This is a genomic window from Pseudomonas sp. BW7P1, assembly GCF_024981055.1.
Taxonomy (GTDB): Bacteria; Pseudomonadota; Gammaproteobacteria; order Pseudomonadales; family Pseudomonadaceae; genus Aquipseudomonas; species Aquipseudomonas bananamidigenes.
This window is the reverse complement of the sequence record NZ_CP103374.1, coordinates 1,357,112-1,381,598: the sequence shown is the minus strand read 5'-3', so window position 1 is coordinate 1,381,598 and position 24,487 is coordinate 1,357,112. Positions and strand designations below refer to the sequence as shown.

22 protein-coding genes are annotated in these 24,487 nt (G+C 60.6%); 12 read left to right on the top strand and 10 right to left on the bottom strand.

Going from position 1 to position 24,487, the window contains the following annotated elements:
* The first annotated feature begins 267 nt into the window (after positions 1-267).
* The 8 genes from NWV16_RS06095 (at position 268) to NWV16_RS06060 (ending at position 10,303) form a co-directional block, all read left to right on the top strand.
* A complete protein-coding gene (locus tag NWV16_RS06095) occupies positions 268-1,182 on the top strand; it encodes a LysR family transcriptional regulator (protein ID WP_065259672.1) in 915 nt (304 codons plus the stop codon).
* A 99-nt stretch (positions 1,183-1,281) separates the two neighbouring features.
* On the top strand, positions 1,282-2,769 hold the full coding sequence (locus NWV16_RS06090) for a gamma-aminobutyraldehyde dehydrogenase (protein WP_260522347.1): 1,488 nt from the start codon (positions 1,282-1,284) through the stop codon (positions 2,767-2,769).
* Positions 2,770-2,851: 82 nt separating this feature from the next.
* A complete protein-coding gene (ydcS, locus tag NWV16_RS06085) occupies positions 2,852-4,003 on the top strand; it encodes a putative ABC transporter substrate-binding protein YdcS (protein ID WP_260522346.1) in 1,152 nt (383 codons plus the stop codon).
* A 214-nt stretch (positions 4,004-4,217) separates the two neighbouring features.
* Positions 4,218-5,255, top strand: a complete 1,038-nt coding sequence (locus tag NWV16_RS06080; RefSeq protein ID WP_260522345.1) for an ABC transporter ATP-binding protein — start codon at positions 4,218-4,220, stop codon at positions 5,253-5,255.
* A 1-nt stretch (position 5,256) separates the two neighbouring features.
* Positions 5,257-6,192, top strand: a complete 936-nt coding sequence (locus NWV16_RS06075; protein WP_260522344.1) for an ABC transporter permease — start codon at positions 5,257-5,259, stop codon at positions 6,190-6,192.
* On the top strand, positions 6,182-7,009 hold the full coding sequence (locus NWV16_RS06070; protein ID WP_260522343.1) for an ABC transporter permease: 828 nt from the start codon (positions 6,182-6,184) through the stop codon (positions 7,007-7,009). Before NWV16_RS06075 ends, NWV16_RS06070 begins: the two co-directional genes overlap by 11 nt.
* A gap of 171 nt (positions 7,010-7,180) precedes the next feature.
* Positions 7,181-8,605 carry a gamma-aminobutyraldehyde dehydrogenase gene (locus tag NWV16_RS06065; protein ID WP_260522342.1) on the top strand — a complete coding sequence of 475 codons (1,425 nt, stop codon included), beginning with the start codon at positions 7,181-7,183 and terminating at the stop codon, positions 8,603-8,605.
* A gap of 213 nt (positions 8,606-8,818) precedes the next feature.
* On the top strand, positions 8,819-10,303 hold the full coding sequence (locus NWV16_RS06060; protein ID WP_260522341.1) for an APC family permease: 1,485 nt from the start codon (positions 8,819-8,821) through the stop codon (positions 10,301-10,303).
* On the opposite strand, the gene NWV16_RS06055 is transcribed toward NWV16_RS06060, so the two are convergent.
* Positions 10,293-10,472, bottom strand: a complete 180-nt coding sequence (locus NWV16_RS06055) for a hypothetical protein (protein WP_225739946.1) — start codon at positions 10,470-10,472, stop codon at positions 10,293-10,295. The two genes, NWV16_RS06060 and NWV16_RS06055, sit on opposite strands and share 11 nt — an antisense overlap.
* A 450-nt stretch (positions 10,473-10,922) precedes the next feature.
* On the opposite strand from NWV16_RS06055, the gene NWV16_RS06050 reads away from it, so the two are divergent.
* Complete coding sequence (locus tag NWV16_RS06050) at positions 10,923-11,408, top strand: Bro-N domain-containing protein (protein ID WP_260522340.1); 486 nt, start codon at positions 10,923-10,925, stop codon at positions 11,406-11,408.
* A 55-nt stretch (positions 11,409-11,463) separates the two neighbouring features.
* On the opposite strand, the gene NWV16_RS06045 is transcribed toward NWV16_RS06050, so the two are convergent.
* Positions 11,464-11,649: a hypothetical protein gene (locus tag NWV16_RS06045; protein ID WP_065259662.1), complete on the bottom strand. Its 186-nt coding sequence runs from the start codon at positions 11,647-11,649 to the stop codon at positions 11,464-11,466.
* A gap of 403 nt (positions 11,650-12,052) precedes the next feature.
* Here NWV16_RS06045 and NWV16_RS06040 point away from each other — a divergent pair, with 403 nt between their 5' ends.
* Positions 12,053-13,681, top strand: coding sequence for a glucan biosynthesis protein D (locus NWV16_RS06040; RefSeq protein ID WP_260522339.1), 1,629 nt, complete (start codon positions 12,053-12,055; stop codon positions 13,679-13,681).
* 121 nt (positions 13,682-13,802) lie between these two features.
* Here NWV16_RS06040 and NWV16_RS06035 read toward each other — a convergent pair whose 3' ends face one another.
* The 4 genes from NWV16_RS06035 to NWV16_RS06020 form a co-directional block, all read right to left on the bottom strand.
* The gene (locus NWV16_RS06035) at positions 13,803-14,336 is read right to left on the bottom strand and encodes a GNAT family N-acetyltransferase (RefSeq protein ID WP_260522338.1); all 534 of its coding nucleotides are present in this window, start codon (positions 14,334-14,336) and stop codon (positions 13,803-13,805) included.
* A gap of 91 nt (positions 14,337-14,427) precedes the next feature.
* A complete protein-coding gene (locus tag NWV16_RS06030) occupies positions 14,428-15,534 on the bottom strand; it encodes an NADH:flavin oxidoreductase/NADH oxidase (RefSeq protein WP_260522337.1) in 1,107 nt (368 codons plus the stop codon).
* Between the two features lie 262 nt (positions 15,535-15,796).
* Entirely contained in the window at positions 15,797-17,506 is a 1,710-nt protein-coding gene (gene recJ / locus NWV16_RS06025) for a single-stranded-DNA-specific exonuclease RecJ (protein ID WP_260522336.1), read from the bottom strand.
* A gap of 54 nt (positions 17,507-17,560) precedes the next feature.
* A complete protein-coding gene (locus tag NWV16_RS06020; RefSeq protein ID WP_065259657.1) occupies positions 17,561-18,103 on the bottom strand; it encodes a YaeQ family protein in 543 nt (180 codons plus the stop codon).
* Between the two features lie 146 nt (positions 18,104-18,249).
* On the opposite strand from NWV16_RS06020, the gene NWV16_RS06015 reads away from it, so the two are divergent.
* Both NWV16_RS06015 and NWV16_RS06010 read left to right on the top strand, forming a co-directional pair.
* On the top strand, positions 18,250-19,449 hold the full coding sequence (locus NWV16_RS06015; protein WP_260522335.1) for a CaiB/BaiF CoA-transferase family protein: 1,200 nt from the start codon (positions 18,250-18,252) through the stop codon (positions 19,447-19,449).
* Entirely contained in the window at positions 19,397-20,356 is a 960-nt protein-coding gene (locus tag NWV16_RS06010) for a TIGR02285 family protein (protein WP_260522334.1), read from the top strand. The genes NWV16_RS06015 and NWV16_RS06010 overlap by 53 nt, the downstream gene beginning before the upstream one ends.
* A gap of 173 nt (positions 20,357-20,529) precedes the next feature.
* On the opposite strand, the gene NWV16_RS06005 is transcribed toward NWV16_RS06010, so the two are convergent.
* The 4 genes from NWV16_RS06005 to thrC all read right to left on the bottom strand — a co-directional run bounded on the left by NWV16_RS06005 (position 20,530) and on the right by thrC (position 24,404).
* Positions 20,530-20,811 (bottom strand): DUF3509 domain-containing protein, encoded by a 282-nt coding sequence (locus NWV16_RS06005; RefSeq protein WP_065259654.1) that lies wholly within the window; start codon positions 20,809-20,811, stop codon positions 20,530-20,532.
* Positions 20,812-20,975: 164 nt separating this feature from the next.
* Positions 20,976-21,383, bottom strand: coding sequence for a DNA-binding protein (locus NWV16_RS06000; RefSeq protein WP_260522333.1), 408 nt, complete (start codon positions 21,381-21,383; stop codon positions 20,976-20,978).
* A gap of 142 nt (positions 21,384-21,525) precedes the next feature.
* The gene (locus tag NWV16_RS05995) at positions 21,526-22,875 is read right to left on the bottom strand and encodes a transporter substrate-binding domain-containing protein (RefSeq protein ID WP_260522332.1); all 1,350 of its coding nucleotides are present in this window, start codon (positions 22,873-22,875) and stop codon (positions 21,526-21,528) included.
* 119 nt (positions 22,876-22,994) lie between these two features.
* The gene (thrC, locus tag NWV16_RS05990; protein WP_260522331.1) at positions 22,995-24,404 is read right to left on the bottom strand and encodes a threonine synthase; all 1,410 of its coding nucleotides are present in this window, start codon (positions 24,402-24,404) and stop codon (positions 22,995-22,997) included.
* Positions 24,405-24,487 lie beyond the last annotated feature (83 nt).

Here is a 24,487-nt window from a genome sequence, read left to right as displayed (position 1 = left end):
CCGGTCCATCCGATGGAAACGGGATGGGCTCTGGACCGGGACTTTCAGGTAACCGGAGGGGGCGTGCCAGTGACGTAATGGCAAAAAGGGGCGTTGGATCGGTCATGCGTTGGTAGATGATCTGCAACCCACAGCCTCGGCATCGCCCCCGTAGAACCTTAGGCGTGCGACTCACGTCTTGCTTGCAGCTTCGCTCGCAACGCCCCTCTGAAAAATCGATATACACTCGAGGCAATCTATAAAAACCGCCCACCGGGTAAATCTTCCATGATGACCTTGCGTCAGATCCGCCATTTCATCGCCGTGGCCGAGACCGGCTCGATCTCCGCCGCTGCGCAAACCGCGTTCATTTCCCAATCGACCCTGACCCTGGCCATCCAGCAACTGGAGGAAGAAATCGGCGTCAGCCTGTTCAACCGCCACGCCAAGGGCATGACGCTCACCCATCAGGGGCACCAGTTCCTGCGCCAGGCGCACCTGATTCTGGCCACCGTGGACAACGCCAAGCGCAGCCTGCAACAGAGCACCGATCAGGTCGCCGGGCAGTTGATCGTTGGCGTGACCAGTCTGGTGGCCGGTTATTACCTGGCGGATTTGCTCACTCGATTCCAGCGCGCTTATCCCAATGTCGAAATCCGGGTGATGGAGGACGAACGGCCGTACATCGAGCATCTGCTGGTCAGCGGCGAGATCGATGTCGGGGTGCTGATCCTCTCCAACCTCGAAGACCGTCACGCCCTGCAGACCGAAGTGCTGACCCACTCGCCGCACCGTTTGTGGCTGCCGGCCCAGCATCCGTTGCTGGAACACGACAGCATCAACCTCGCCGATGTCGCCCGGGAGCCGTTGATTCAACTGAATGTCGACGAGATGGATCGCAACGCTCAACGCCTTTGGCGCGGTGCCGGGCTGCAACCGAAAATCACCCTCAGAACGGCGTCTACAGAGGCGGTGCGAAGTCTGGTGGCGGCGGGCCTCGGCGTGTCGATACAGCCCGACATGACCTACCGCCCCTGGTCGCTGGAAGGCGACATCATCGAGGCCCGACCGATTGCCGACCTCAGCCAGACCCTCGACGTCGGCCTCGCCTGGCGTCGCGGCACCGCCCGCCCGGCTTTGGTCGATCCGTTCCTGACCGTGGCCCGCGAGCAGCCTCACGGCGGACGCAAGCCATCTATTTAATCGAATGCCACATTCAGTATTTAGAATTTGTCGACCCCGGAGCCGCGCACTAGTCTTGCTGCATCAATAAGACGGTCGGCTCCCGGACAAGGGAGCAATATGACCACACAAGAAAAGAGATCCCGGAAAATGGCTGGCGCGCAGACCCACATGCACACCGCGTTGCTGATCGACGGCGAACTGGTCGCCGGCCAGGGTTTTGTCGAGCCGATCCTCAACCCGGCCACCGGCGAAGTCCTGACCCAGATCGCCGAAGCCAGCACCGAGCAGGTCGAAACCGCCATCCTCGCCGCCCACCGCGCCTTTGCCGAATGGTCGCGCACCACCCCGCAACAACGCTCAAATTTCCTGCTGGAAATCGCCAACGCCGTCGAGAAACATGCCGACCACCTCGCCCGCCTCGAAGCCCTGAACTGCGGCAAGCCGCTGCACCTGGCACGGCAGGACGATTTGACCGCCACCGTCGATGTATTCCGCTTTTTCGCCGGCGCCGTGCGCTGCCAGACCGGTCAGCTCAGCGGCGAATACGTGCCGGGCTACACCAGCATGGTGCGCCGCGATCCGATTGGCGTGGTTGCCTCGATTGCGCCGTGGAACTACCCGATCATGATGGCCGCGTGGAAAATCGCCCCGGCCCTCGCCGCCGGCAATACGCTGGTGTTCAAGCCGTCCGAGCACACGCCGCTGTCGATCCTGGCGCTGGCGCCGGCGCTGGCCGAAATCCTGCCGCGTGGGGTGATCAACATTGTCTGCGGTGGCGGCGAAGGTGTTGGCAGTCATCTGGTCGGGCATCCGAAGGTACGCATGGTGTCGCTCACCGGCGATATCGTCACCGGCCAGAAAATCCTCCAGGCCGCCGCCAAAACCCTCAAACGCACACACCTTGAACTCGGCGGCAAGGCCCCGGTGATCGTGTGCAACGACGCCGACCTGAAAGCCGTGGTCGAAGGCGTGCGCACTTATGGTTATTACAACGCCGGGCAGGATTGCACCGCCGCGTGCCGGATCTACGCCCAGGCCGGGATTCACGACAAACTGGTGGCCGAACTGGGCGCGGCGGTCAGCAGCCTGCGCTTTGCCGGCAAGCGTGACGCCGATAACGAAATCGGCCCGCTGATCAGCCCCCGCCAGCGCGATCGGGTGGCCAGTTTCGTCGAGCGCGCCCTCGGCCAGCCACACATCGAACGGGTGACCGGTGCAGCGGCGCACTCTGGCGCAGGTTTCTTTTATCAACCAACGCTGCTGGCCGGTTGCAAACAGAGCGATGAAATCGTCCAGCGCGAAGTGTTCGGCCCGGTGGTGACCGTGACCCGCTTCGACGAACTGGCGCAAGCGGTGGACTGGGCCAACGACTCGGAATACGGCCTTGCTTCGTCGGTGTGGACCCAGAACCTCGACAAAGCAATGCAGGTTGCCGCACGCCTGCAATACGGCTGCACCTGGATCAACAGCCATTTCATGCTGGTCAGCGAAATGCCTCACGGTGGCCTGAAACGCTCCGGTTACGGCAAAGACTTATCCAGCGATTCACTACAGGACTACAGCGTGGTGCGGCACATCATGGCCCGCCACGGCCAGCATCTCTGACTACGCTAATAACAAGCCGCTGACGGCATGCTCCACCGCGTTCACAACTGCCCCGACCATAATTTAAAGAAGAGGGTTCACCATGTTCGTGCACAAGACCGCACTGCTCAGTGCAATCACCACGGCCCTGCTGGCCAGCGCCGGCGTTCAGGCGGCGGATCCGCTGAAGGCAGTCGGTGCCGGCGAAGGCCAGCTGGATATCGTCGCCTGGCCCGGCTACATCGAACGCGGTGAAAGCGACAAGGCTTACGACTGGGTGACCGGTTTCGAGAAGGAAACCGGCTGCAAGGTCAACGTGAAAACCGCCGCCACCTCCGATGAAATGGTCAGCCTGATGGCCAAGGGCGGTTACGATCTGGTGACCGCGTCGGGCGATGCCTCGCTGCGGTTGATCGTCGGCAAGCGTGTGCAACCGATCAACACCGCGTTGATCCCGAACTGGAAATCCCTCGACCCGCGCCTGAAAGACGCGCCGTGGTACGTAGTCAACAAACAGACCTACGGCACCCCGTACCAGTGGGGCCCGAACGTGTTGATGTACAACACCAACGTGTTCAAGACCGCGCCGACCAGCTGGAGCGTGGTATTCGAAGAACAGAACCTGCCCGACGGCAAGCCTAACAAGGGCCGCGTGCAAGCCTACGACGGCCCGATCTACATCGCCGACGCGGCGCTGTACCTGAAATCCACCAAGCCTGAGCTGGGGATCAAGGATCCGTATCAACTCACCGAAGATCAGTACAAAGCCGTACTGGAACTGCTGCGCGCCCAGCAGAAATTGATTCACCGCTACTGGCACGACACCACGGTGCAGATGAGCGACTTCAAGAACGAAGGCGTGGTCGCGTCCAGCGCCTGGCCGTACCAGGTCAACGGCCTGATCACCGACAAGCAGCCGATCGCCTCGACCGTGCCGAAAGAAGGCGCCACCGGCTGGGCCGACACCACGATGCTGCACGCCGAAGCCAAACACCCGAACTGCGCATACAAATGGATGGACTGGTCGCTGCAACCGAAAGTCCAGGGCGATGTGGCGGCCTGGTTCGGTTCGTTGCCGGCGGTTCCGGCGGCGTGTCAGGGCAGTGAGTTGCTCGGCGCTGAAGGCTGCAAGACCAACGGGTTCGATCAGTTCGACAAGATCGCCTTCTGGAAAACCCCGCAGGCCGAGGGCGGGAAGTTTGTGCCCTATAGCCGGTGGACGCAGGACTACATTGCGATCATGGGTGGCAGGTAATCGATCTTTCCTGTGGGAGCGAGCTTGCTCGCGAAGTGGGTATCACATCCAACATTGCAGGTGACTGACCCACCGTCTTCGCGAGCAAGCTCGCTCCCACATGAGATCACCGCCAATACCGCGATCTCACCTGGCAACAGATAACCGTTGTTCGTTTTTCAGAAGTCCAGGCAGGGCCGCTGCGACGGCCCTCGCCTTTTTGGAGCACCGCATCATGACGCTTGCAGTCCAGTTCACCAACGTTTCCCGGCAGTTCGGCGAGGTGAAAGCCGTTGACCGGGTTTCCATCGATATCCAGGACGGCGAGTTCTTTTCCATGCTCGGCCCTTCCGGTTCGGGCAAGACCACGTGCCTGCGCCTGATCGCCGGATTCGAGCAACCGAGCGCCGGTTCGATCCGCATTCACGGCGCTGAAGCTGCCGGATTGCCGCCCTATCAGCGCGACGTCAACACGGTGTTTCAGGATTACGCGCTGTTCCCGCACATGAACGTGCTGGACAACGTCGCCTACGGTTTGAAAGTCAAAGGCGTAAACAAGACCGAGCGCCACAAACGCGCCGCAGAAGCGTTGGACATGGTGGCCCTCGGCGGCTACGGCGCACGCAAGCCGGTGCAGTTGTCCGGCGGCCAGCGCCAGCGCGTCGCCCTCGCCCGCGCCTTGGTCAATCGCCCTCGGGTGCTGCTGCTCGACGAACCCTTGGGCGCTCTCGATCTGAAGCTGCGCGAACAGATGCAGAGCGAACTGAAAAAGCTGCAGCGCCAGCTCGGCATCACTTTCATCTTCGTCACCCACGACCAGACTGAAGCGCTGTCGATGTCCGACCGTGTGGCCGTATTCAACAAGGGCCGCATCGAGCAGGTCGACACCCCGCGCAATCTGTACATGAAGCCCGGCACGACGTTTGTCGCCGAATTCGTTGGCACTTCGAACGTGATTCGCGGCGATCTGGCGCGCCAGCTCAGCGGTCATCCGCAGCCGTTTTCGATCCGTCCGGAACACGTGCGCTTCGCCGAAGGCCCGTTGGCCAGCCATGAAATCGAAGTCAGCGGCCTGCTCCACGACATTCAGTACCAAGGCAGCGCCACGCGCTATGAATTGAAACTGGATAACGGCCAGACCCTGAGCATCAGCCAGGCCAACAATCAGTGGGGCGACAACGGCGCGCAGCACCAGACCGGTCAGCGCATCAGCGCACGCTGGGCGCGGGAAGCGATGATTGCGCTGCACGACACCGTTGCGAGCGGGGTATGACATGACCGCCCTCGCCCTTCCTCAATCGGCGCCGTTGCGCAGGTTTTCCAACCTGCTCTATCGCAAGCCGAACCTGTACCTGTCGATGCTGCTGGTGCCGCCGCTATTGTGGTTCGGCGCGATCTATCTCGGTTCGCTGCTGGTGCTGCTGTGGCAAGGCTTCTACACCTTCGACGACTTCACCATGGCGGTTACGCCCGACCTGACCCTGGCCAACTTCGCCGCGCTGTTCCAGCCGTCGAACTTCGACATCATCCTGCGCACCCTGAGCATGGCCGTCGTGGTGTCGATCGCCAGCGCCATCGTCGCGTTCCCGATTGCCTACTACATGGCGCGCTACACCACCGGCAAGACCAAGGCGTTTTTCTACATCGCGGTGATGATGCCGATGTGGGCCAGTTATATCGTCAAGGCCTATGCCTGGACATTGCTGCTGGCCAAGGGCGGCGTGGCGCAGTGGTTCGTGCAGCACCTGGGGCTGGAGCCGGTTCTGCAGTTCATTCTGGGGATTCCCGGGGTCGGCGGCAGCACCTTGTCGACCTCGCACCTGGGGCGGTTCATGGTGTTTGTCTACATCTGGCTGCCGTTCATGATCCTGCCGATCCAGGCCTCGCTGGAGCGCCTGCCGCCGTCGTTGCTGCAAGCCTCCGCCGACCTCGGGGCCACACCGCGCCAGACCTTCATGCAGGTGATTCTGCCGCTGTCGGTGCCGGGGATTGCGGCCGGTTCGATCTTCACCTTCTCGCTGACCCTGGGCGACTTCATCGTGCCGCAACTGGTGGGCCCGCCGGGTTACTTCGTCGGCAGCATGGTCTACGCGCAGCAAGGCGCGATCGGCAACATGCCGATGGCTGCGGCGTTCACGCTGGTGCCGATCGTGCTGATCGCCATTTACCTGTCCATCGTCAAACGTCTGGGGGCCTTCGATGCGCTCTAATTCAGAAAAGCAGGGGGAAAAGGCTTCAACAGGCTTGCGCATTGCAGCCTGGGGTGGGCTGGTGTTCCTGCACTTCCCGATCCTGATCATCTTCCTCTACGCCTTCAACACCGAAGACGCGGCGTTCAGCTTTCCACCGAAAGGCTTCACGCTGCACTGGTTCAGCGTGGCGTTTTCCCGGCCGGACGTGCTGGAGGCAATCAAACTGTCGTTGCAGATCGCAGCCATTGCCACGCTGATCGCCATGGTGCTCGGCACACTGGCTTCAGCGGCGTTGTACCGCCGGGACTTCTTCGGCAAACAGGGCATTTCGCTGATGCTGATCCTGCCGATTGCACTGCCGGGGATCATCACCGGGATCGCGCTGCTGGCGACCTTCAAGACGCTGGGCATCGAGCCGGGGATGTTCACCATCATCGTCGGCCACGCGACCTTCTGCGTGGTGATCGTCTACAACAACGTCATCGCCCGTCTGCGCCGCACCTCACACAGTTTGATCGAAGCATCGATGGATCTCGGCGCCGACGGCTGGCAGACCTTCCGCTACATCATTCTGCCGAACCTTGGCTCGGCCCTGCTCGCCGGCGGCATGCTGGCGTTCGCGCTGTCGTTCGACGAAATCATCGTTACCACCTTCACCGCCGGCCACGAACGCACCTTGCCGCTGTGGCTGCTCAACCAATTGAGCCGCCCACGGGATGTGCCGGTGACCAACGTCGTGGCGATGCTCGTGATGCTGGTGACCATGCTGCCGATCCTCGGTGCCTACTACCTGACCCGGGGTGGCGAGAGCGTGGCGGGCAGTGGCGGGAAGTAACCGAATAACCGAAGAAACCGGAACGAAATGTGGGAGCGAGCCTGCTCGCGAAGGGGCCGGCACAGCCAATATTGATGTCGACTGACCTGGCGCTTTCGCGAGCAGGCTCGCTCCCACAATGAAACCCGGTTTCTTCAGAAAAATAACAATTGCTTCAAAGAGGACTACCCCATGCAAACCAAACTCTTGATCAACGGCCAACTGGTCAACGGCGAAGGCCCGGCGCAACCGGTGCTCGACCCGGCACGCGGTGAAGTGCTGGTGGAAATCAACGAAGCCACCGAAGCCCAGGTCGATGCTGCCGTGCGCGCCGCCGACAGCGCCTTCGCCGAATGGTCTCAGACCACGCCGAAAGACCGTTCGCTGCTGTTGCTCAAACTCGCCGACGCCATCGAAGCCCATGGCGAAGAACTGGCGAAACTGGAATCGGACAACTGCGGCAAGCCCTACAGCGCCGCGCTGAACGACGAGATTCCGGCGATTGCCGACGTGTTCCGTTTCTTTGCCGGCGCCAGCCGTTGCATGAGCGGTTCGGCCGGCGGCGAATACCTGCCCGGCCACACCTCGATGATCCGCCGCGACCCGGTGGGCGTGATCGCCTCCATCGCGCCGTGGAACTACCCGCTGATGATGGTCGCCTGGAAAATCGCCCCGGCCCTCGCCGCCGGTAATACCGTGGTGCTCAAGCCGTCGGAACAAACTCCGCTGACCGCGTTGCGTCTGGCCGAACTGGCGTCGGATATTTTCCCGGCCGGCGTACTCAACCTGGTGTTCGGGCGTGGGCCGAGCGTGGGCAGTCCGCTGGTGACCCATCCGAAAGTGCGCATGGTCTCGCTGACCGGTTCCATCGCTACCGGCTCGAACATCATTTCCAGCACCGCCGACAGCATCAAACGCATGCACATGGAACTGGGCGGCAAGGCCCCGGTGATCATCTTCGACGACGCCGATATCGACGCCGCCGTCGAAGGCATTCGTACTTTCGGCTTCTACAACGCCGGCCAGGATTGCACCGCTGCGTGCCGGATCTACGCACAACAAGGCATATACGACAAATTCGTCGAGAAGCTCGGCGCGGCGGTCAGCAGCATCAAGTACGGCTTGCAGGATGATCCGTCGACCGAACTGGGACCGCTGATCACCGCCCAGCATCGCGACCGCGTGGCCGGGTTTGTCGAGCGCGCCGTGGCACAACCGCACATCCGTTTGATCACCGGCGGCAAGGCTGTGGACGGTAACGGTTTCTTCTTCGAACCGACCGTTCTGGCCGACGCCCAGCAGGACGACGAAATCGTCCGCCGCGAAGTGTTCGGGCCGGTGGTGTCGGTGACCAAGTTCACTGATGAAGCTCAGGCACTGGAGTGGGCCAACGATTCGGACTACGGCCTGGCGTCATCGGTATGGACGGCGGATGTAGGACGTGCCCATCGCCTGTCCGCCCGTTTGCAGTACGGCTGCACCTGGGTGAACACCCACTTCATGCTCGTCAGCGAAATGCCCCACGGCGGTCAGAAACTGTCCGGCTACGGCAAGGACATGTCCATGTACGGGCTGGAGGACTACACCACGGTCCGGCATGTGATGTTCAAGCACTAAAAGCATCGCTGGCAAGCCAGCTCCCACAGGGTTCAGTGCAGCTCTTGTGGGAGCTGGCTTGCCAGCGATGACGTCACCCCGGTTTCAGGAAGGAAACCGGCACTACGCACCACCAGGCATTCAAAACAATAACCACCGATCCGGGCGGCGCTCACCAAGCCCCGCCACGGTTTCGGCCATCCGAAATCTGCCGATTTCACGGAGCAGACACACATGAGTGCATCACCCGATCTCTCAACCGCCGTTGCCGACAGCGATGCCGAACAACTGCGCCAACTGGGCTACACGTCCAACTTCAACCGCAGCATGAGCCTGTGGGAAAACTTCGCGTTGGGCTTCACGTATCTGTCACCGGTCGTAGGGGTTTATACCCTGTTCGGCCTGTGCCTGGCGGCCGGCGGGCCGCCGATGTTCTGGGCCTACTTGCTGGTCGGTTGCGGCCAATTACTGGTGTGCCTGGTCTTCGGCGAAGTGGTTTCGCAGTTCCCGATTTCCGGCGGTGTCTACCCTTGGGCACGTCGGTTGGTCGGCAAAAAATGGGCATGGATGGTCGGCTGGATCTACTCCATCGCCCTGTGTGTGACCATCGCCGCCGTTGCGGTCGGCGCCGGCCCGTACCTCGCGGCCATGCTGGGGTTTGAACCGAGCAACAACACCAACATCGTCATCGCCCTGGTACTGACGCTGTTCGCCACACTGGTGAACCTCAGCGGCACGCAGACACTGGCACGCATTGCCCTGTTCGGCTTCCTCTGCGAACTGGTGGGCGCGGTGATCGTCGGCGTGTACCTGCTGATTTTCGAGCGTCACCAGCCGATCAGCGTGCTGTTCAACACCTTCGATATCAGCGTCGACGGCTCCTACCTGCCGGCATTCCTCACCGCTTCGTTGGCGGGGATGTTCCTTTACTACGGCTTCGAGGCCTGCGGCGACGTGGCCGAAGAAACCCCGAACCCGAGCAAGAAAATCCCGGTAGCCATGCGCATGACCATCTACATCGGCGGCATCGCCGCGATGTTCGCTTGCCTGGCGCTGATCCTCGCCGTGCCGGACATGCAAGCGGTGATCAACGGCACCGACAAGGACCCGGTCACCACCATCCTCAACAACGCCTTCGGCACGGTCGGTTCGAAAGTGGTGATGGGCGTGGTGATGATTTCCTTCATCTCCTGCGTCATCAGCCTGCAAGCGGCGGCGAGTCGTCTGCTGTATTCCTACGCCCGCGATGAAATGGTCATCGGCAGCCGACTGCTGAAAAAGATTTCTCCTGCGACCCAGGTGCCGGTTGCTGCGCTGTTCGTGTCCGGCGTCCTGCCCGGCCTGATCATCGCCCTCGGCTTCTTCCTGCAAGACGCCGTAGCGACCATCGTCAGCTTCGCCGCCATCGGCATCTACCTTGCGTTCCAGATGATCGTCCTCGCCGCCCTGTACGCCCGCAGCAAGGGCTGGAAACCCAGCGGCAAATTCACCCTCGGCGCCTGGGGCTGGCCGGTGAACATCGGCGCGCTGGTGTACGGCGTCGGCGCAATCATCAACATGGCCTGGCCGCGCACGCCGGATGCCGCGTGGTACATCAACTACGCGATGGTGCTGAGCACGGCAATCGTGATTGGGCTGGGGCTGGTTTACATGTGGATCGGCAAGCCGTATGACCATGGGAAGGCGCCGGCCGGGGATGCGTGGAAAGTTAGCCGCTGATTTGAATAGCCCCGGCATCGTTGTTTGATTCCGGGGCTTGATCGGCATCGTCTCCGCGAAGCAAAACCATCAAATCGTCGGTACGCCATTTGATATCCGCTTTTCCGCGCACCTTGTCGAAACAATCTTCAGGATCTTTCGGACGGCTGCCCTTGCTGTGTTTGTTCAATGGTCTGCTCCGGGTCACCGCAGTAATCGGTTTCAGTTGGATAGATATAGGAAACTCACGGGGAGAAGTGGAGCTTTCGTAAGCTCACGGCAAATACAGGAAACTCCTACAGATCCGCCCTTCTTGAAATAGCTGCAATTCCTACAACATCCGTCGGCAGAGTAGACTTGGCGCCGCTAGCGCCTGACCGATAGGCTTTATCCCGTCGCTGCCCTATCAGCGGCCCGGGGTCGAAGCCGGTACATCATCAACATGGCGCAACTGCGTCCTCCATAGAAACCGAGGTTTTTTTGCCTTTCGGATTCGCGTTATGGCGGACCGCGTGGCGCGGGCCTCTCGGCTTCCATGTTGATCGAGAATGTTCCGACTTCGAACGCCGCGCGGTTCGCCACCCAAATCTGTCGAAGGATTAGTGGCGGCTCTCATTTCAACATGGAGTAGAAATTGACTATGCACGCGCAAAATTCACCTGAGACCCAGACGCACTTTATCCCTACGGTTTTCACTCGCCACAACCGCTTCCTCCACGCTCTCCTGCTTGATCATCAAGCCTGGTTCTGCGCTCAAGATCTGGGCCGCATGATGGGCCATCCCTTGAACCCACGCGTCACGCTGAAACTCGACCCCGACCAACGCCGTACCGTCCGACTGAACAGGTACGGCAAAGTTGTCGAGACGCCGATGGTCAGCGAATCCGGCATGTATGCGCTGCTGGTTCACCATTTCATCCCGGAAAACCGCAACCTGCGCCAATGGCTGAGTAATGAAGTCATTCCCATCCTGCGGGAAACCAGCTCAACAACAGCGGAAAACTGCCCGAGCCTGAGCTCGGTGCATTGGGCCGGCGTCACCGTGCCGCTGCTCCACTGGCAACAACAGGCCTGGGTGAAATGGCGGGACATGCCTGAGTTGGTACAGGCGCAGCATCCCCGGTAAGTCTCAAAAATGAAAAAGGGGCGAATTTCACAGTCCGCCCCTTTGCTTTTTCACTTCAAAACCGCGAAACACTCCTCATCGCATCCACCAGATACCGCATCGCAATCCGGTCGCTTTCCGACAACTCCCGGTAACGCTCCACCAGCTTCAGTTCATCGGGACTGAGCCGGCGTCTTCGCCGGACGTGGGTGAGGCAGGGAAAGATGCCCAACATTTCGGTGATGCCTTGTCCTTTTGCCATGGACGATGTCCTTTTCCAGTACGTCAGAAATTTCTCGAAAACTCCATCGCCCTGCTCCTTTAGCAGCGATTTGAGCCCTGCCGGTCGGATCGGTCGAGACCGGCCTTGCCCATAGAATAGAAATTAATTCGGCGCTGAAAAGCGGTTTTTAGAGTAATTAGTCGAAAAAAGCAGAAATGCCCTCTAAATCAGAAAAGGCTGTGGGACAAGTAACCGTAACGTCTTGTTTCATTGAGACGCTATCGCCGTGCTATCAATGATTTTTGCAAAATCAGCGAACGGATTAAGCTAGCGCGCATCTGTTACTAGTCCGTAGCGTTTGGCCGAAGGCTTGTCCGAACCGTAATTTCTGATCCAGTACGTGCCAGGAACGGCGCGGGATTGTCCACGACAGGTTGTATCTATGCACCGCAGGAATTTGCTCAAAGCGTCCATGGCCATTGCGGCCTATACCGGTCTTTCGGCCACCGGCCTGCTGGCCTCTCGCGCCTGGGCCGCCTCTGGCGGTGCCGCCGACGGTGAAGCCCAGGCCTTCGACTTCGAAGCGCTTAAGCGCCAGGCCAAACAACTGGCCGGCAGCGCCTATCAGGACACCAAACAGGTGCTGCCGCCGACCCTGGCGACCATGACCCCGCAGAATTTCAACGCGATCCGCTACGACGGCGAGCATTCGCTGTGGAAGGAGAACAAGGGTCAGCTCGACGTGCAGTTTTTCCACGTCGGCATGGGTTTCCGCCAACCGGTGCGCATGTACAGCGTCGATCCCAAGACCCGCACGGCCCGCGAGGTGCATTTCCGCCCTCAGCTGTTCAACTATGAAAATACCTCGGTCGACACCCAGCAGCTCAAGGGCGACCTGGGTTTTGCCGGCTTCAAACTGTTCAAGGCACCGGAACTCGATCGCCATGACGTGGTGTCGTTCCTCGGCGCCAGCTACTTCCGCGCAGTGGATGCCACTGGCCAATATGGCCTCTCCGCCCGTGGACTGGCCATCGACACCTACGCCAAAAAGCGCGAGGAATTTCCCGACTTCACCAAGTTCTGGTTCGAAACGCCGGATCAGAACGCGACCCGCTTCGTGGTCTACGCCCTGCTGGATTCGCCGAGCGCGACCGGCGCCTATCGCTTCGACATCGACTGCCAGGCCGAGCGCGTAGTCATGGAAGTCGACGCCCACGTCAATGCCCGCACCGCCATCGAACAACTGGGCATCGCGCCAATGACCAGCATGTTCAGCTGCGGCACCCATGAGCGCCGGATGTGCGACACCATTCACCCGCAAATCCACGACTCGGATCGTCTGGCCATGTGGCGCGGCAACGGCGAGTGGATCTGCCGTCCGCTGAACAACCCGGCAACCTTGCAATTCAACGCCTTCGCCGACACCGACCCGAAAGGTTTCGGCCTGGTGCAGACCGACCACGAGTTCGCCAACTATCAGGACACCGTCGACTGGTACAGCAAGCGCCCGAGCCTGTGGGTTGAACCTACAACCGCATGGGGAGAAGGCTCCGTCGATCTGCTGGAAATTCCTACGACCGGCGAAACCCTCGACAACATCGTCGCGTTCTGGACGCCGAAGAAACCGGTCGCCGCCGGTGATTCGCTGAACTACGGCTACAAGCTCTACTGGAGCGCACTGCCGCCGGTCGGCACACCGCTGGCGCGGGTACATGCGACCCGTTCGGGCATGGGTGGTTTCGTCGAAGGCTGGGCACCGGGCGAGCATTACCCGCCGGTCTGGGCCCGGCGTTTTGCCGTGGACTTCACCGGCGGCGGCCTCGAACGCCTGCCGCAGGGCACCGGGATCGAGCCAGTGGTGACTTGCTCCAACGGCAAGGTGCAGGATTTCAGCGTACTGGTGCTGGATGACATCAAGGGTTACCGGATCCTGTTCGACTGGTATCCGACCAATGACAGCGTCGATCCGGTGGAACTGCGGCTGTTCATCCGCACCAACGACCGCACATTGAGCGAGACCTGGTTGTACCAGTACTTCCCGCCGGCGCCGGACAAGCGCAAGTACCCTTGATGATTCTCGAGCGTCAGATCGGGTCTCATCGCTGGCAAGCCAGCTCCCGTATGGATATCGATTGATTACAGAAATTGTGAACAACCGAAAACCTGTGGGAGCGAGCCTGCTCGCGATGGCGTCAGTCCAGGCGACAGTAAAAGTGAATATCGTGGGGTTCGAGTGCAAACAGCCCGGGATCCGGTTGCGCCAGCAGCCGGCAACCCTGACGCTGGTAGAACTCCACGGTGTTGCGCGATTCGGTCGCCGAGACATACAACGCCTCGGCCCCCACCTTGCGGCCATATTCGCAGGCGCGGGCAAACAGGCGCCCGCCCCATCCCTGCCCACGGTAAGCGCGGCTGACATGCAGGAACTTCATCTGGCGCATGTTCAGGCCCTGATTGTGAATAACCCGGTTATCCACAACCACCGCCGCCACCAGTGTTTCTCCATCGAAAAGTCCGTGTAGCCAGCCGCCACTGCGCCAGCACTTTTCCAATACCCGCGCATTCTCCTCCGCCTCTCCCTCCGGCCATCCGCGCATGTCGAAATGCGCCGGATACAGAATCAGCTCACCGTTTTCCACGCGATAGCACGCTTCGACCTGTTCACTGCGGTCGATCAACGCCAACAGTGGCAAGTCCGATTCAGTCAGCGCGCGTTCGATCAACATTGCGATCCATTCCTTTGCAATTGCAGACGGCAGGCAAGAAAAAACCCGCCCTTTTATTGGCGGGTTTTATAGGCTTTGCGACAGGTCGGAATCAATCCCGCAGATCAGACTCGTGAATCGGCTGATCCCGATGGGTCGCTCGCTGATACTGCGCCGGCCACACCGCTTTGCGACCGCCCAGGTCATCGTCGGCATGCAACGGCCAGTAAGGATCACGCAGCAGCTCGCGGGCGAGGAAAATGATATCGGCCTGACAGGTTCTCAGGATGTGTTCGGCCTGAGCCGGTTCGGTAATCATGCCCACGGTGCCGGTGGCAATGCCTGACTCCTTGCGCACCCTTTCGGCGAAGCGTGTCTGATAACCCGGTCCCACCGGAATTTCGGCATTGGCTGCAGTGCCGCCCGAGGAAACGTCGACCAGATCCGCACCGAGCGCTTTCAGGCGTCGTGCCAGCTCCACGGTTTCATCCGGGTTCCAGCCATCCTCGACCCAATCGGTGGCCGACAGACGCACAAACACCGGCAATTCCTCCGGCCAGACGGCGCGCACAGCTTCGGTCACTTGCAGCACCAGACGAATACGGTTTTCGAATGAGCCGCCGTACTGGTCGCGGCGCTGGTTACTCAGTGGCGAGAGAAACTGATGCAGCAGATAACCGTGCGCCGCATGCACCTCGACCACACTGAAACCGGCGGTCAGCGCACGTCTGGCTGCCGCCACGAAATCCTCGATGACCTGGTTGATCTGCCCTTCGTCCAGCTGTTTCGGTTGGGTGTGCTGCGGGTCGAAGGCAATCGGCGACGGCCCCACCGGCGTCCAGCCGCCATCCTCGGGCTTGACGCTGCCGTGCTTGCCGATCCACGGCCGATGGGTACTGGCCTTGCGCCCGGCGTGGGCGAGTTGAATGCCGGCCACTGCGCCCTGTGCGCTGATGAACCGGGTGATGCGTTGCAGCGGCGCGATCTGTTCGTCGTTCCACAATCCCAGATCTTCGGCAGTGATCCGCCCGTCGGCGGTGACCGCCGTGGCTTCGGTAAATACAAGGCCCGCGCCGCCCACCGCACGACTGCCGAGGTGTACCAGATGCCAGTCGTTGGCCAGGCCGTCGACGCTGGAATACTGGCACATGGGCGATACGGCGATGCGGTTGGACAGTGTCAGTTGGCGAAGGGTGAAGGGTTCAAGCAGCAGACTCATGGGGCACCTCTCGAATCAGTGGGCAGGCTCCAGGGTTCTGTTTGAAAAGTCGACGAGTGACAGGAAAAGGTACAGCACCCGCCCCCGCGGGCAAAAAAATCGACAAGACGTCACAAGGCCAATCAAGCAGTGCTTAGAGCCTAGTCGACATCCGGAGATGCAGGAGGGTTCAGAGTGATTCTGTATTGTGTGTGTGTGCAAGTCCGCCTTCGCGAGCAGGCTCGCTCTTACAAGAACAACAGCGCGCCTGCTCGCGAAAGGGTCAACGCGGTTCGATGTGGGCAATCATCAACTGCACCGTCTCATTGCCACGGAATTCGTTGACGTCGAGCTTGTAGGCCAGCTCCACCCATTGAATGGTCGGATTTGGCCACACGTCACGATCGATGCCGAACGCGATGCCATCGAGTTTCACCGAACCGCATTCGCTTTTCAGCACCACTTTCAGATGCCGTTCGCCGACCACCCGTTGCTCGACCAGCTGGAATACGCCGTGAAACAGCGGTTCCGGGAAATGCTGGCCCCATGGCCCGGCGTGACGCAGGGCACGAGCCAGTTCCAGATGAAACTCCTCGACTGCCAGGGTGCCGTCCGACAGCAGGCGCCCGGTCAGGTCCTCTTCGCGAAGCTGCCTGCGCACCTCGGCATCGAAGGCCTCGGCGAACAACGGGAAATTTTCCTGCGGCAGGGTCAGACCCGCCGCCATCGCGTGGCCACCGTACTTGCTGATCAGATCAGGATGCTGCGCTGCCACCACGCTCAGCGCATCGCGAATATGAAAGCCCTGCACCGAGCGCCCCGACCCTTTGAGCAAGCCGTCGCCGGCATCGGCAAAGGCGATGGTCGGACGGAAATAACGCTCTTTCATCCGCGAAGCCAGAATGCCGATGACCCCCTGATGCCATTCCGGGTCGAACAGGCACAGGCCGAACGGCATCGACTCGACCGGCAAATCCTTGAGCTGGGCCAGCGCTTCGCGCTGCATGCCCTGCTCGATGGATTTGCGATCCTGGTTCATGCCGTCCAGTTGCGCGGCCATTTCCCGCGCCAGTGCAAAATCGTGGGTCAGCAGACACTCGATGCCCAGGCTCATGTCATCCAGTCGCCCCGCCGCGTTCAGGCGCGGGCCGACGATGAAGCCGAGATCGGTGGACGTGATGCGCGACGCGTCACGTTTGGCCACTTCGAGGATCGCCTTGATCCCGGGCCGCGCACGCCCGGCGCGAATCCGTTCCAGCCCCTGATGCACCAGGATCCGGTTGTTGGCGTCCAGCGGCACCACGTCGGCAACGCTGCCCAATGCCACCAGATCCAACAGTTCGCCGATGTTCGGTTGCGGCTTGCTCTCATACCAGCCGAGGCTGCGCAGGCGTGCGCGCAAGGCCATCAACACATAGAAAATCACCCCGACGCCGGCCAGCGCCTTGCTCGGGAATGCGCAGCCGGGCTGGTTGGGATTGACCAGCGCATCGGCCTGCGGCAGCTCATCGCCGGGCAAGTGGTGGTCGGTGATCAAGACCTTCAGTCCCGAGCGTTTCGCGGCGGCCACGCCTTCGACGCTGGAAATGCCGTTGTCCACGGTAATCAACAACTGCGGTTCACGGGTCAGCGCGACTTCAACGATTTCCGGGGTCAGGCCGTACCCGTATTCAAAACGGTTCGGCACCAGATAATCGACATGCGCCGCACCCAGCAAGCGCAAACCGAGCACGCCCACGGTGCTGGCGGTCGCGCCGTCGGCGTCGAAGTCACCGACGATCAGGATGCGCTGACGCTGCTCCAGCGCCGTCACCAGCAAGTCGACGGCCGCCTCGATCCCCTTGAGCTGCTGGAACGGAATCAACCGCGCCAGGCTCTTGTCCAGCTCCGCCTCGGACTGCACGCCCCGCGCCGCGTACAGGCGGGTCAGCAGCGGCGGCAAGTCACCGAGAAATGGCAGTGTGGCGGGCAACGGGCGAGGATCGATACGCATGGGGTGACAGCAACTTCTCTTGAATTCGTGGGATTTTTCGGGAGTGGCGCGGACTCAACCGCGCTCGCCCAGCAACCAGGTCAACTGCACTTCGTGCTGGCCACGGTCGTCGGTGACGAAGACCGTGCCTTCGCTGATCATCACGTCCCACTTGATGACGCGGGGCATGTCCTGAGCCAGGGTTTCCAGGACTTCCTGCGGAACGGCGGCGATGTTGACGTTTTTCAGGCCCTTGACCGCCGGCACCACTTTGCCTTCCCAGACGCGCAGGCTGCCGTAGGCCAGCAGGCTGGTGCGCTCGGTGCGACGGGAGCACCAGGTCAGGCGATCGACATCCGGCTGACCGACTTCGATCCAGTGCAGGACGCGGTCGTCCAGGCTCTTTTCCCACAGCGCAGGTTCATCCACGTCCGACAGACCACGACCGAAGGACAGTTGCTCGCTGTACCAGAGCGCGTAGGCCAACAGGCGCACGGTCATGCGTTCTTCGGTTTCCGAAGGGTGGCGGGCGATGGTCTGCTTCACGTTCTCGTAGACGTTGCGGTCAAGATCGGTGAGGTTCAGTTCGAATTTGTAGGTAGTGGACGGCTGGGCCATGAACGGGCTTCTTGATACGAGGAAAGTCGGCAAGTCTAACCGATGCCGCAGGCAATCCACGAATTGATGGCGATCAACCTTGCGCGACTGACGGCCGGCTATGTTAAAACGCTGTATCTGCCCAGCCTTGTCCTACAGGATTTCGCATGCCGTTCGCCAACAAACCTCTCAGCGGTCTGAAAGTCATTGAATTGGGTACCTTGATTGCCGGCCCGTTCGCTTCGCGAATCTGCGGCGAGTTCGGTGCCGAAGTGATCAAGATCGAATCGCCGGACGGGGGTGATCCGCTGCGCAAGTGGCGCAAGCTGTATGAGGGGACCTCCCTGTGGTGGTTCGTCCAGGCGCGCAACAAAAAGTCCCTGACGCTGAATCTGAAACACCCCGACGGCCTGGCGATCCTGAAAAAGCTGCTGGGCGAAGCCGACATCCTGATCGAGAACTTCCGCCCCGGCGTCCTGGAGAAACTCGGCCTGAGCTGGGAAACCCTGCATGCGCTGAACCCCAAACTGGTCATGGTGCGCCTGTCCGGCTTCGGCCAGACCGGCCCGATGAAAGATCAGCCGGGGTTCGGTGCCGTCGGCGAATCCATGGGCGGCCTGCGCTACATTACCGGTTTCGAGGACCGGCCACCGGTGCGCACCGGAATTTCCATCGGCGACTCGATTGCTGCGTTATGGGGGGTGATCGGCGCATTGATGGCTTTGCGTCATCGCGAGGTCAACGGCGGTCTCGGCCAGGTCGTCGACGTGGCGTTGTACGAGGCGATTTTCGCGATGATGGAAAGCATGGTCCCGGAGTTCGACGTGTTCGGTTTCATCCGCGAACGCACCGGTAACATCATGCCGGGTATCACACCGTCCTCGATCCACACCAGCGCCGACGGCAAACATGTACAGATCGGTGCCAACGGCGATGCGATCTTCAAACGCTTCATGCTGATCATCGGCCGCGACGACCTGGCCAATGACCCGACACTGGCCAGTAATGACGGACGTGACGCCCGTCGCGACGAGTTGTATGGCGTGATCGACCGCTGGGTCAATTCGCTGCCGCTGCAAACCGTGCTGGATCTGCTGAACCAGGCTGACGTCCCGGCCAGCCGGATCTTCAGCGCCGAAGACATGTTCAACGATCCCCAGTACCTGGCCCGGGAGATGTTCCTGCACGCCAGACTCCCGGACGGCAAACCCTTCAAGATGCCCGGCATCGTGCCGAAACTCTCTGAGACACCCGGTACGTCCGAATGGGTCGGACCGCAGCTCGGTGAACACAATGCGCAGGTACTCCACGATCTTGGCTACGACGAGAAGCAGATCGCCCGGCTGCGCGAAGACGGAGCCATCTGAGCTGAAACACCGACAGGTCCCGGCCTCCAACCGCGCCCACCACTGGTGGACCTGGCGGCTGTTCGGCCTGCTTTTTCTGCTGGTGCTGCCAGCGTGGGCGCAGGCCAAACCGACGCTGATCTGGCTGTTGCGCGATCTGCCACCTCTGACCATTCTCGAAGGTCCGAAAAAGGGCCAGGGGGTCATCGATCAACTGATGCCGATGCTGATAGCCGGCATGCCGCAATACGAACACACCCTGATGCGGGTCAACCGCGCCCGCGGCAGTCAGATGCTGCATGAACACACGTTTGCCTGCGATCCCTCACTGGTCTGGAACAAGGAAAGGGCGCAATGGATCGCGTTCTCCATTCCCGCCTTCCGCGCCGTCAGTAATGGGCTGGTGATTCTTCGCAAGGATCGCGAAGGACTGGAACCGTTTCTGGTCGAAGGCCAGGTCGATCTTTCATCGTACATGGCCACAGGCGAGAAAAAGATCGGGGTAGTGGCTGAGCGAAGTTATGGAGACTACGTCGACACTCTGCTGCGCCAGGCGCCGAATGACTCGTTGACCCCTCACTACGGCAACGACGCGCTCAGCAGCCTGCTCTCGATGCAGCGGCTGGGCCGCCTGCAAGCGGTACTGGGTTACTGGCCGGAAATCCGCTACCAGGCACGCCAGGTTCAAATCACTGAAGAGGATCTGGAATTTTTTCCCATTCACGGATCCGACAAGTACATCTCCGGCCATGTCGGCTGCACCGACACCACTGAGGGGCGGCAAGCGATCCGTGAAATCGATCAACTGCTGCGCACCTTGCCCCACGAACAGCTGAGTCAGCTCTACGCCGAATGGCTCGACCCTGAAATGCGCCCGGACTATCTGGAACAGGCACGGATTTACTTCCGGCAACAGGCTGCGCAGTAAATCTCGGGCAAAAAGAAACCCCGAGAAGTGGGGAGACGACTCGGGGTTAAACGTGGTCTTGATCAAAGACCCGTGGCAGCAAGCGACAAGCACCGGAGCACAATGCTTGATCCTGCTGCTATCGGGTCTGACTGACGGGGATGCAGGAAGGTTCCCACAAAAGACAAATCTGTTCAGAGTGCCGGATGCTTGTCCCGCGCGGCGTTGCGCAATGCCGCGATCACGCAGGGCTCCAGCCGGCCCTCGGCAATAAGGATGTCGCGGTGCAGACCGTCGACCACATCCGTCAACTGGCGCTTGTCACTCAATTGCGCCTGATTGAATTCTCGTTCCACCACGATGGCGCCACTGCCGTTCTTCAGCGTCACCAGACATTCGCCATGCAGACCGCACGGGGCCAGCGTTACCTGATACGGGCTCAGAGCCTCACCGAGCAATAGACTGATACTTTCCATCCCGATCTCCACTCAATAGTCCGAAAACACAGTGCCTGGGGCGTGTACACAATCAATGACCACCGGCCCGAGAAGAAAGTTCTGTACTTCGGCGACCTCTTGCGCAGCGTCACCGTCCTGTTCGAGCATGCATGGAGAAGATGACAGAAAAATAACCGCCGGCTTCAGGAACCGACCGAACGTCGGGGCTGTGACAGGTAACTGTCGAGCAGATTCCGCATCAGTACTGCAGAAACCGGTGTACACAGCCTGCCCAGAAGTCGCACGTCACCCTCACTCAGCACAGGATCCAGGTCGGCCAGCAGACTGGGGGCCACCACCCCCAGCAGAATCAACGCTTGCGCTTCCTGTCGGGCAGCCAGATGCCTGATCAAGGCCAGTCCTTCACCGCTTTTGAGCTGCGGATTGCAGATGGCGATATCGACGGCCCCTCGCCGCTCCAGCGAACGTTTTGCCGCACCCAGCGAAGGCGCGGTCAACACGTCGTAGACTCCCATGGCGTTGAGCATCTGATGCAACGCCATCAACTGAAATGGATCAGGCTCGAGAAGCAGGATTCTGAGCGAGCGCATCGGATGACCTCTTGCAAGACGAACACGGCTTCTTGCCGCAGGGGTCTGTCACTCTAGGGCAGTCGTCCTAGGCCTCCCATCAGAAAAGTAGCCACGTCTTATAGGACGTTTCCTATCTTCAACCAGACATCGCCGTCCGCTTTCAGGCCTGTCTCTGGGTGATGTCCGTCCATCCCCCCAGCAAACCGCGTAAAGCGCCGTCGGCACCGTAGAATGGCACGGTCCACTGATAGACCTGCCGTGGGCCGTTCTTGAACATCAGTTGCCGCTTGCTGAACAGTGTCCTGCGAGTGCGCAGTTGCACCATGAACTCATCATGCAGCATCAAAGCAGTGGCTTGCGGAAGTACGTCAAGTTGATGCAGCGTCCGCCCCTGCACCTGCTCCAGACGCACACCCAGCGCCTCTTCATAACTGCGGTTGCACATCACCAGACATCCCTGCAGATCGCGAACGAACACCGGGTCAGGCATGGCATCGATCAGTGCATGCTGAAAGGCCAGTTGATCGCCCAGCTTCTTTTCCACCTCACCTCGTTGCTTTATTTCGGTCGCGAGCCGACGATTCCATAACAGCGAAAGCAGGCCCAATACCCCGAAGGCGCCCATGCCCCAACAGCTCCACTTGAGCACGCGAGCTCCAAGCGACGGCGCCGGAGCAGGCGAAATGCCTTCCAGCCACTTCAGGCGCATGGCACGCAGTTCGGCGACCGAAAAGGCCCCCAGCGCCTTGTTCAGTATGCTCAGCAGCTCCGGCATGCCCTTGCGCACGGCCAGATGATCCGCTTCCCACTTCCCCTCCACCAGCCCACCGACCTTGAGCAAGCCAGAGGGATACAGCTGCGCACCGATCTCGTTTTCGATCGTTGCGTAGGCCTCGCCACTCTCGACCAACGCCCGGGCCTCGGCATACGTCTTGACTGAACGTATCTCGATCGCGGGGAAGTCCCGGCGGATGATGTCCTCCAGAGCATGCCTTGCCGGCAGCACCAGAACCCGCTTTTGCAGGTCGTCAAACGATCGGACTGCCGCCCTGCCGGCATGCCCGACGAACACCCATCCCGCCCCGCCGAAGGCATGGCTGAAATCCAGGAATTGCCGGCGCTCCTCGTTCATTGCCAGGGTCGTGCTGATATCGGCAATACCGCTTTCAAGTCGCTCCAGCATATGGTCGGTGGAGAACGACTCCTGATGCACGAACTGCAAACCGGTCATGGCGCTGATGCGCTCGAGCACATCGTTGTTCAAGCCGCTCCACTGACCATGTTCGTCCTGAAACAGATACAGCGGGTACTGTACCGAGGCCACTGTCACCCTGGGGTTATCGCGTATCCATTGGCGCTCACGGGCGTCCAGTTCGATCGGCGGAACATCCAGCGCCGGCGCATGGGGACTCATGGACAGATGAGCCGCCCCGCTCCACTGCATAAAAAAAGAAATGCCCAACAAAACCAACCAGCTCAGTGCCGGCTTCAATCCTGAGTAAAACCGCATTGCCACATCCTTCGTCTTCGACTCGCCCATCCTTCATCGGCGAAACCCGAGCAGTGTGGCATGCAAAAACAAGAAAGCCCGTCAGGAGACGGGCTTCAAAATGTGACAGCTTTCAGGGCTTAAAGCGGTTTGCCGCGGTTGCCATGCTGACTGACAAAGGCCTGCACGGCTTTCAGTTCGTTTGCCAGAACGGTGCAACGTTCTTCTCTCTCAAACAAATCAGAAAGATGTGCAGGCAGTTCGAGAGCTTTTCCTACACCGGCTTTTTCCACCGCTTCGGGGAACTTGACCGGATGGGCGGTGCCCAGGATCACCATCGGGATGTCCAGGCTGCGACGGCATTCGCGAGCGGCTTTGACACCGATGGCCGTGTGCGGGTCCAGTACCTCACCGGTTTGTTCGAAGACTTCGGCGATGGTTTCGCAGGTTTGCGCATCGTCCACGGCCAGCGAATCGAACAGCTTGCGCGCCTCGGTCCAGCGTTCCTGTTCGACGCTGAAACCGCCGCCCTGCCTGAACGAGTCCATCAGACCGGCAATCGCGGCGCCGTTACGACCGTGCAGGTCGAACAGCAGACGTTCGAAGTTGGACGAGACCATGATGTCCATCGACGGCGACAGCGTGGCGTGCAGCGTTTCCTTGACGTACTGATTGCCGCTCATGAAGCGGTGCAGGATGTCGTTGCGGTTGGTGGCGACGATCAGTTGATTGATCGGCAGGCCCATGTTGCGCGCCAGGTAGCCGGCGAAGATGTCGCCGAAGTTGCCGGTCGGCACCGAGAACGACACCGAACGCGCCGGGCCGCCCAGTTGCAGGGCTGCGTGGAAGTAGTAAACGATCTGGGCCATGATCCGCGCCCAGTTGATCGAGTTCACCGCCACCAGACGCGTGCCCTTGAGGAAGCTCTGGTCGGCGAAGCTGGCCTTGACCATTTCCTGGCAGTCGTCGAAGTTGCCTTCGATGGCGATGTTATGAATGTTCTCACCGAGGATGGTGGTCATCTGCCGACGCTGCACTTCGGACACACGGTTGTGCGGGTGCAGGATGAAGATATCGACGTTTTCGCAGTGTTTGCAGCCTTCGATGGCGGCCGACCCGGTATCACCGGAAGTGGCACCGACGATCACCACGCGCTCGCCACGCTTTGCCAGCACGTAGTCGAGCAGGCGGCCGAGCAGTTGCAGAGCGAAGTCCTTGAACGCCAGGGTCGGGCCGTGGAAAAGCTCCATGACCCATTCGTTGCCGTTGAGTTGGCGCAGCGGTGCCACGGCGTTGTGAGCGAACACGCCGTAGGTTTCTTCAAGGATTTTCTTGAAATCGGCGTCCGGAATGCTGCCGGTGACGAACGGGCGCATCACCCGGAAAGCCAGCTCGTGATACGGCAGGCCGGCCCAGGAAGCGATTTCTTCCTGGGTGAAACGTGGCAGGTTTTCCGGAACGTACAGACCACCGTCTGTGGCCAGACCGGCCAGCAGGACGTCTTCGAAATTCAGGGCCGGTGCCTGGCCGCGGGTACTGATGTAACGCATGTTTTCAAACCTTCGGTTTGAGCTTCGAGCTTCAAGCTGCAAGCTGCAAGCTGAGCAACGCGGCGTCAGGCTTGCAGCTTGCA

Excerpts from the sequence above, each read along its gene's own strand:
- NWV16_RS06090 (WP_260522347.1), top strand. The coding sequence starts at position 1,282 with ATGACCACACAAGAAAAGAGATCCCGGAAAATGGCTGGCGCGCAGACC.
- NWV16_RS06015 (WP_260522335.1), top strand. The coding sequence starts at position 18,250 with ATGCCGTTCGCCAACAAACCTCTCAGCGGTCTGAAAGTCATTGAATTG.
- NWV16_RS06035 (WP_260522338.1), bottom strand. The coding sequence starts at position 14,336 with ATGTTGATCGAACGCGCGCTGACTGAATCGGACTTGCCACTGTTGGCG.
- NWV16_RS06070 (WP_260522343.1), top strand. The coding sequence starts at position 6,182 with ATGCGCTCTAATTCAGAAAAGCAGGGGGAAAAGGCTTCAACAGGCTTG.
- NWV16_RS06095 (WP_065259672.1), top strand. The coding sequence starts at position 268 with ATGATGACCTTGCGTCAGATCCGCCATTTCATCGCCGTGGCCGAGACC.
- NWV16_RS06060 (WP_260522341.1), top strand. The coding sequence starts at position 8,819 with ATGAGTGCATCACCCGATCTCTCAACCGCCGTTGCCGACAGCGATGCC.
- NWV16_RS06045 (WP_065259662.1), bottom strand. The coding sequence starts at position 11,649 with ATGGCAAAAGGACAAGGCATCACCGAAATGTTGGGCATCTTTCCCTGC.
- NWV16_RS06000 (WP_260522333.1), bottom strand. The coding sequence starts at position 21,383 with ATGCGCTCGCTCAGAATCCTGCTTCTCGAGCCTGATCCATTTCAGTTG.
- NWV16_RS06075 (WP_260522344.1), top strand. The coding sequence starts at position 5,257 with ATGACCGCCCTCGCCCTTCCTCAATCGGCGCCGTTGCGCAGGTTTTCC.
- recJ (WP_260522336.1), bottom strand. The coding sequence starts at position 17,506 with ATGCGTATCGATCCTCGCCCGTTGCCCGCCACACTGCCATTTCTCGGT.
- NWV16_RS06040 (WP_260522339.1), top strand. The coding sequence starts at position 12,053 with ATGCACCGCAGGAATTTGCTCAAAGCGTCCATGGCCATTGCGGCCTAT.
- NWV16_RS06005 (WP_065259654.1), bottom strand. The coding sequence starts at position 20,811 with ATGGAAAGTATCAGTCTATTGCTCGGTGAGGCTCTGAGCCCGTATCAG.
- ydcS (WP_260522346.1), top strand. The coding sequence starts at position 2,852 with ATGTTCGTGCACAAGACCGCACTGCTCAGTGCAATCACCACGGCCCTG.
- NWV16_RS06020 (WP_065259657.1), bottom strand. The coding sequence starts at position 18,103 with ATGGCCCAGCCGTCCACTACCTACAAATTCGAACTGAACCTCACCGAT.
- NWV16_RS06065 (WP_260522342.1), top strand. The coding sequence starts at position 7,181 with ATGCAAACCAAACTCTTGATCAACGGCCAACTGGTCAACGGCGAAGGC.
- NWV16_RS06050 (WP_260522340.1), top strand. The coding sequence starts at position 10,923 with ATGCACGCGCAAAATTCACCTGAGACCCAGACGCACTTTATCCCTACG.
- NWV16_RS06080 (WP_260522345.1), top strand. The coding sequence starts at position 4,218 with ATGACGCTTGCAGTCCAGTTCACCAACGTTTCCCGGCAGTTCGGCGAG.
- thrC (WP_260522331.1), bottom strand. The coding sequence starts at position 24,404 with ATGCGTTACATCAGTACCCGCGGCCAGGCACCGGCCCTGAATTTCGAA.
- NWV16_RS05995 (WP_260522332.1), bottom strand. The coding sequence starts at position 22,875 with ATGCGGTTTTACTCAGGATTGAAGCCGGCACTGAGCTGGTTGGTTTTG.
- NWV16_RS06030 (WP_260522337.1), bottom strand. The coding sequence starts at position 15,534 with ATGAGTCTGCTGCTTGAACCCTTCACCCTTCGCCAACTGACACTGTCC.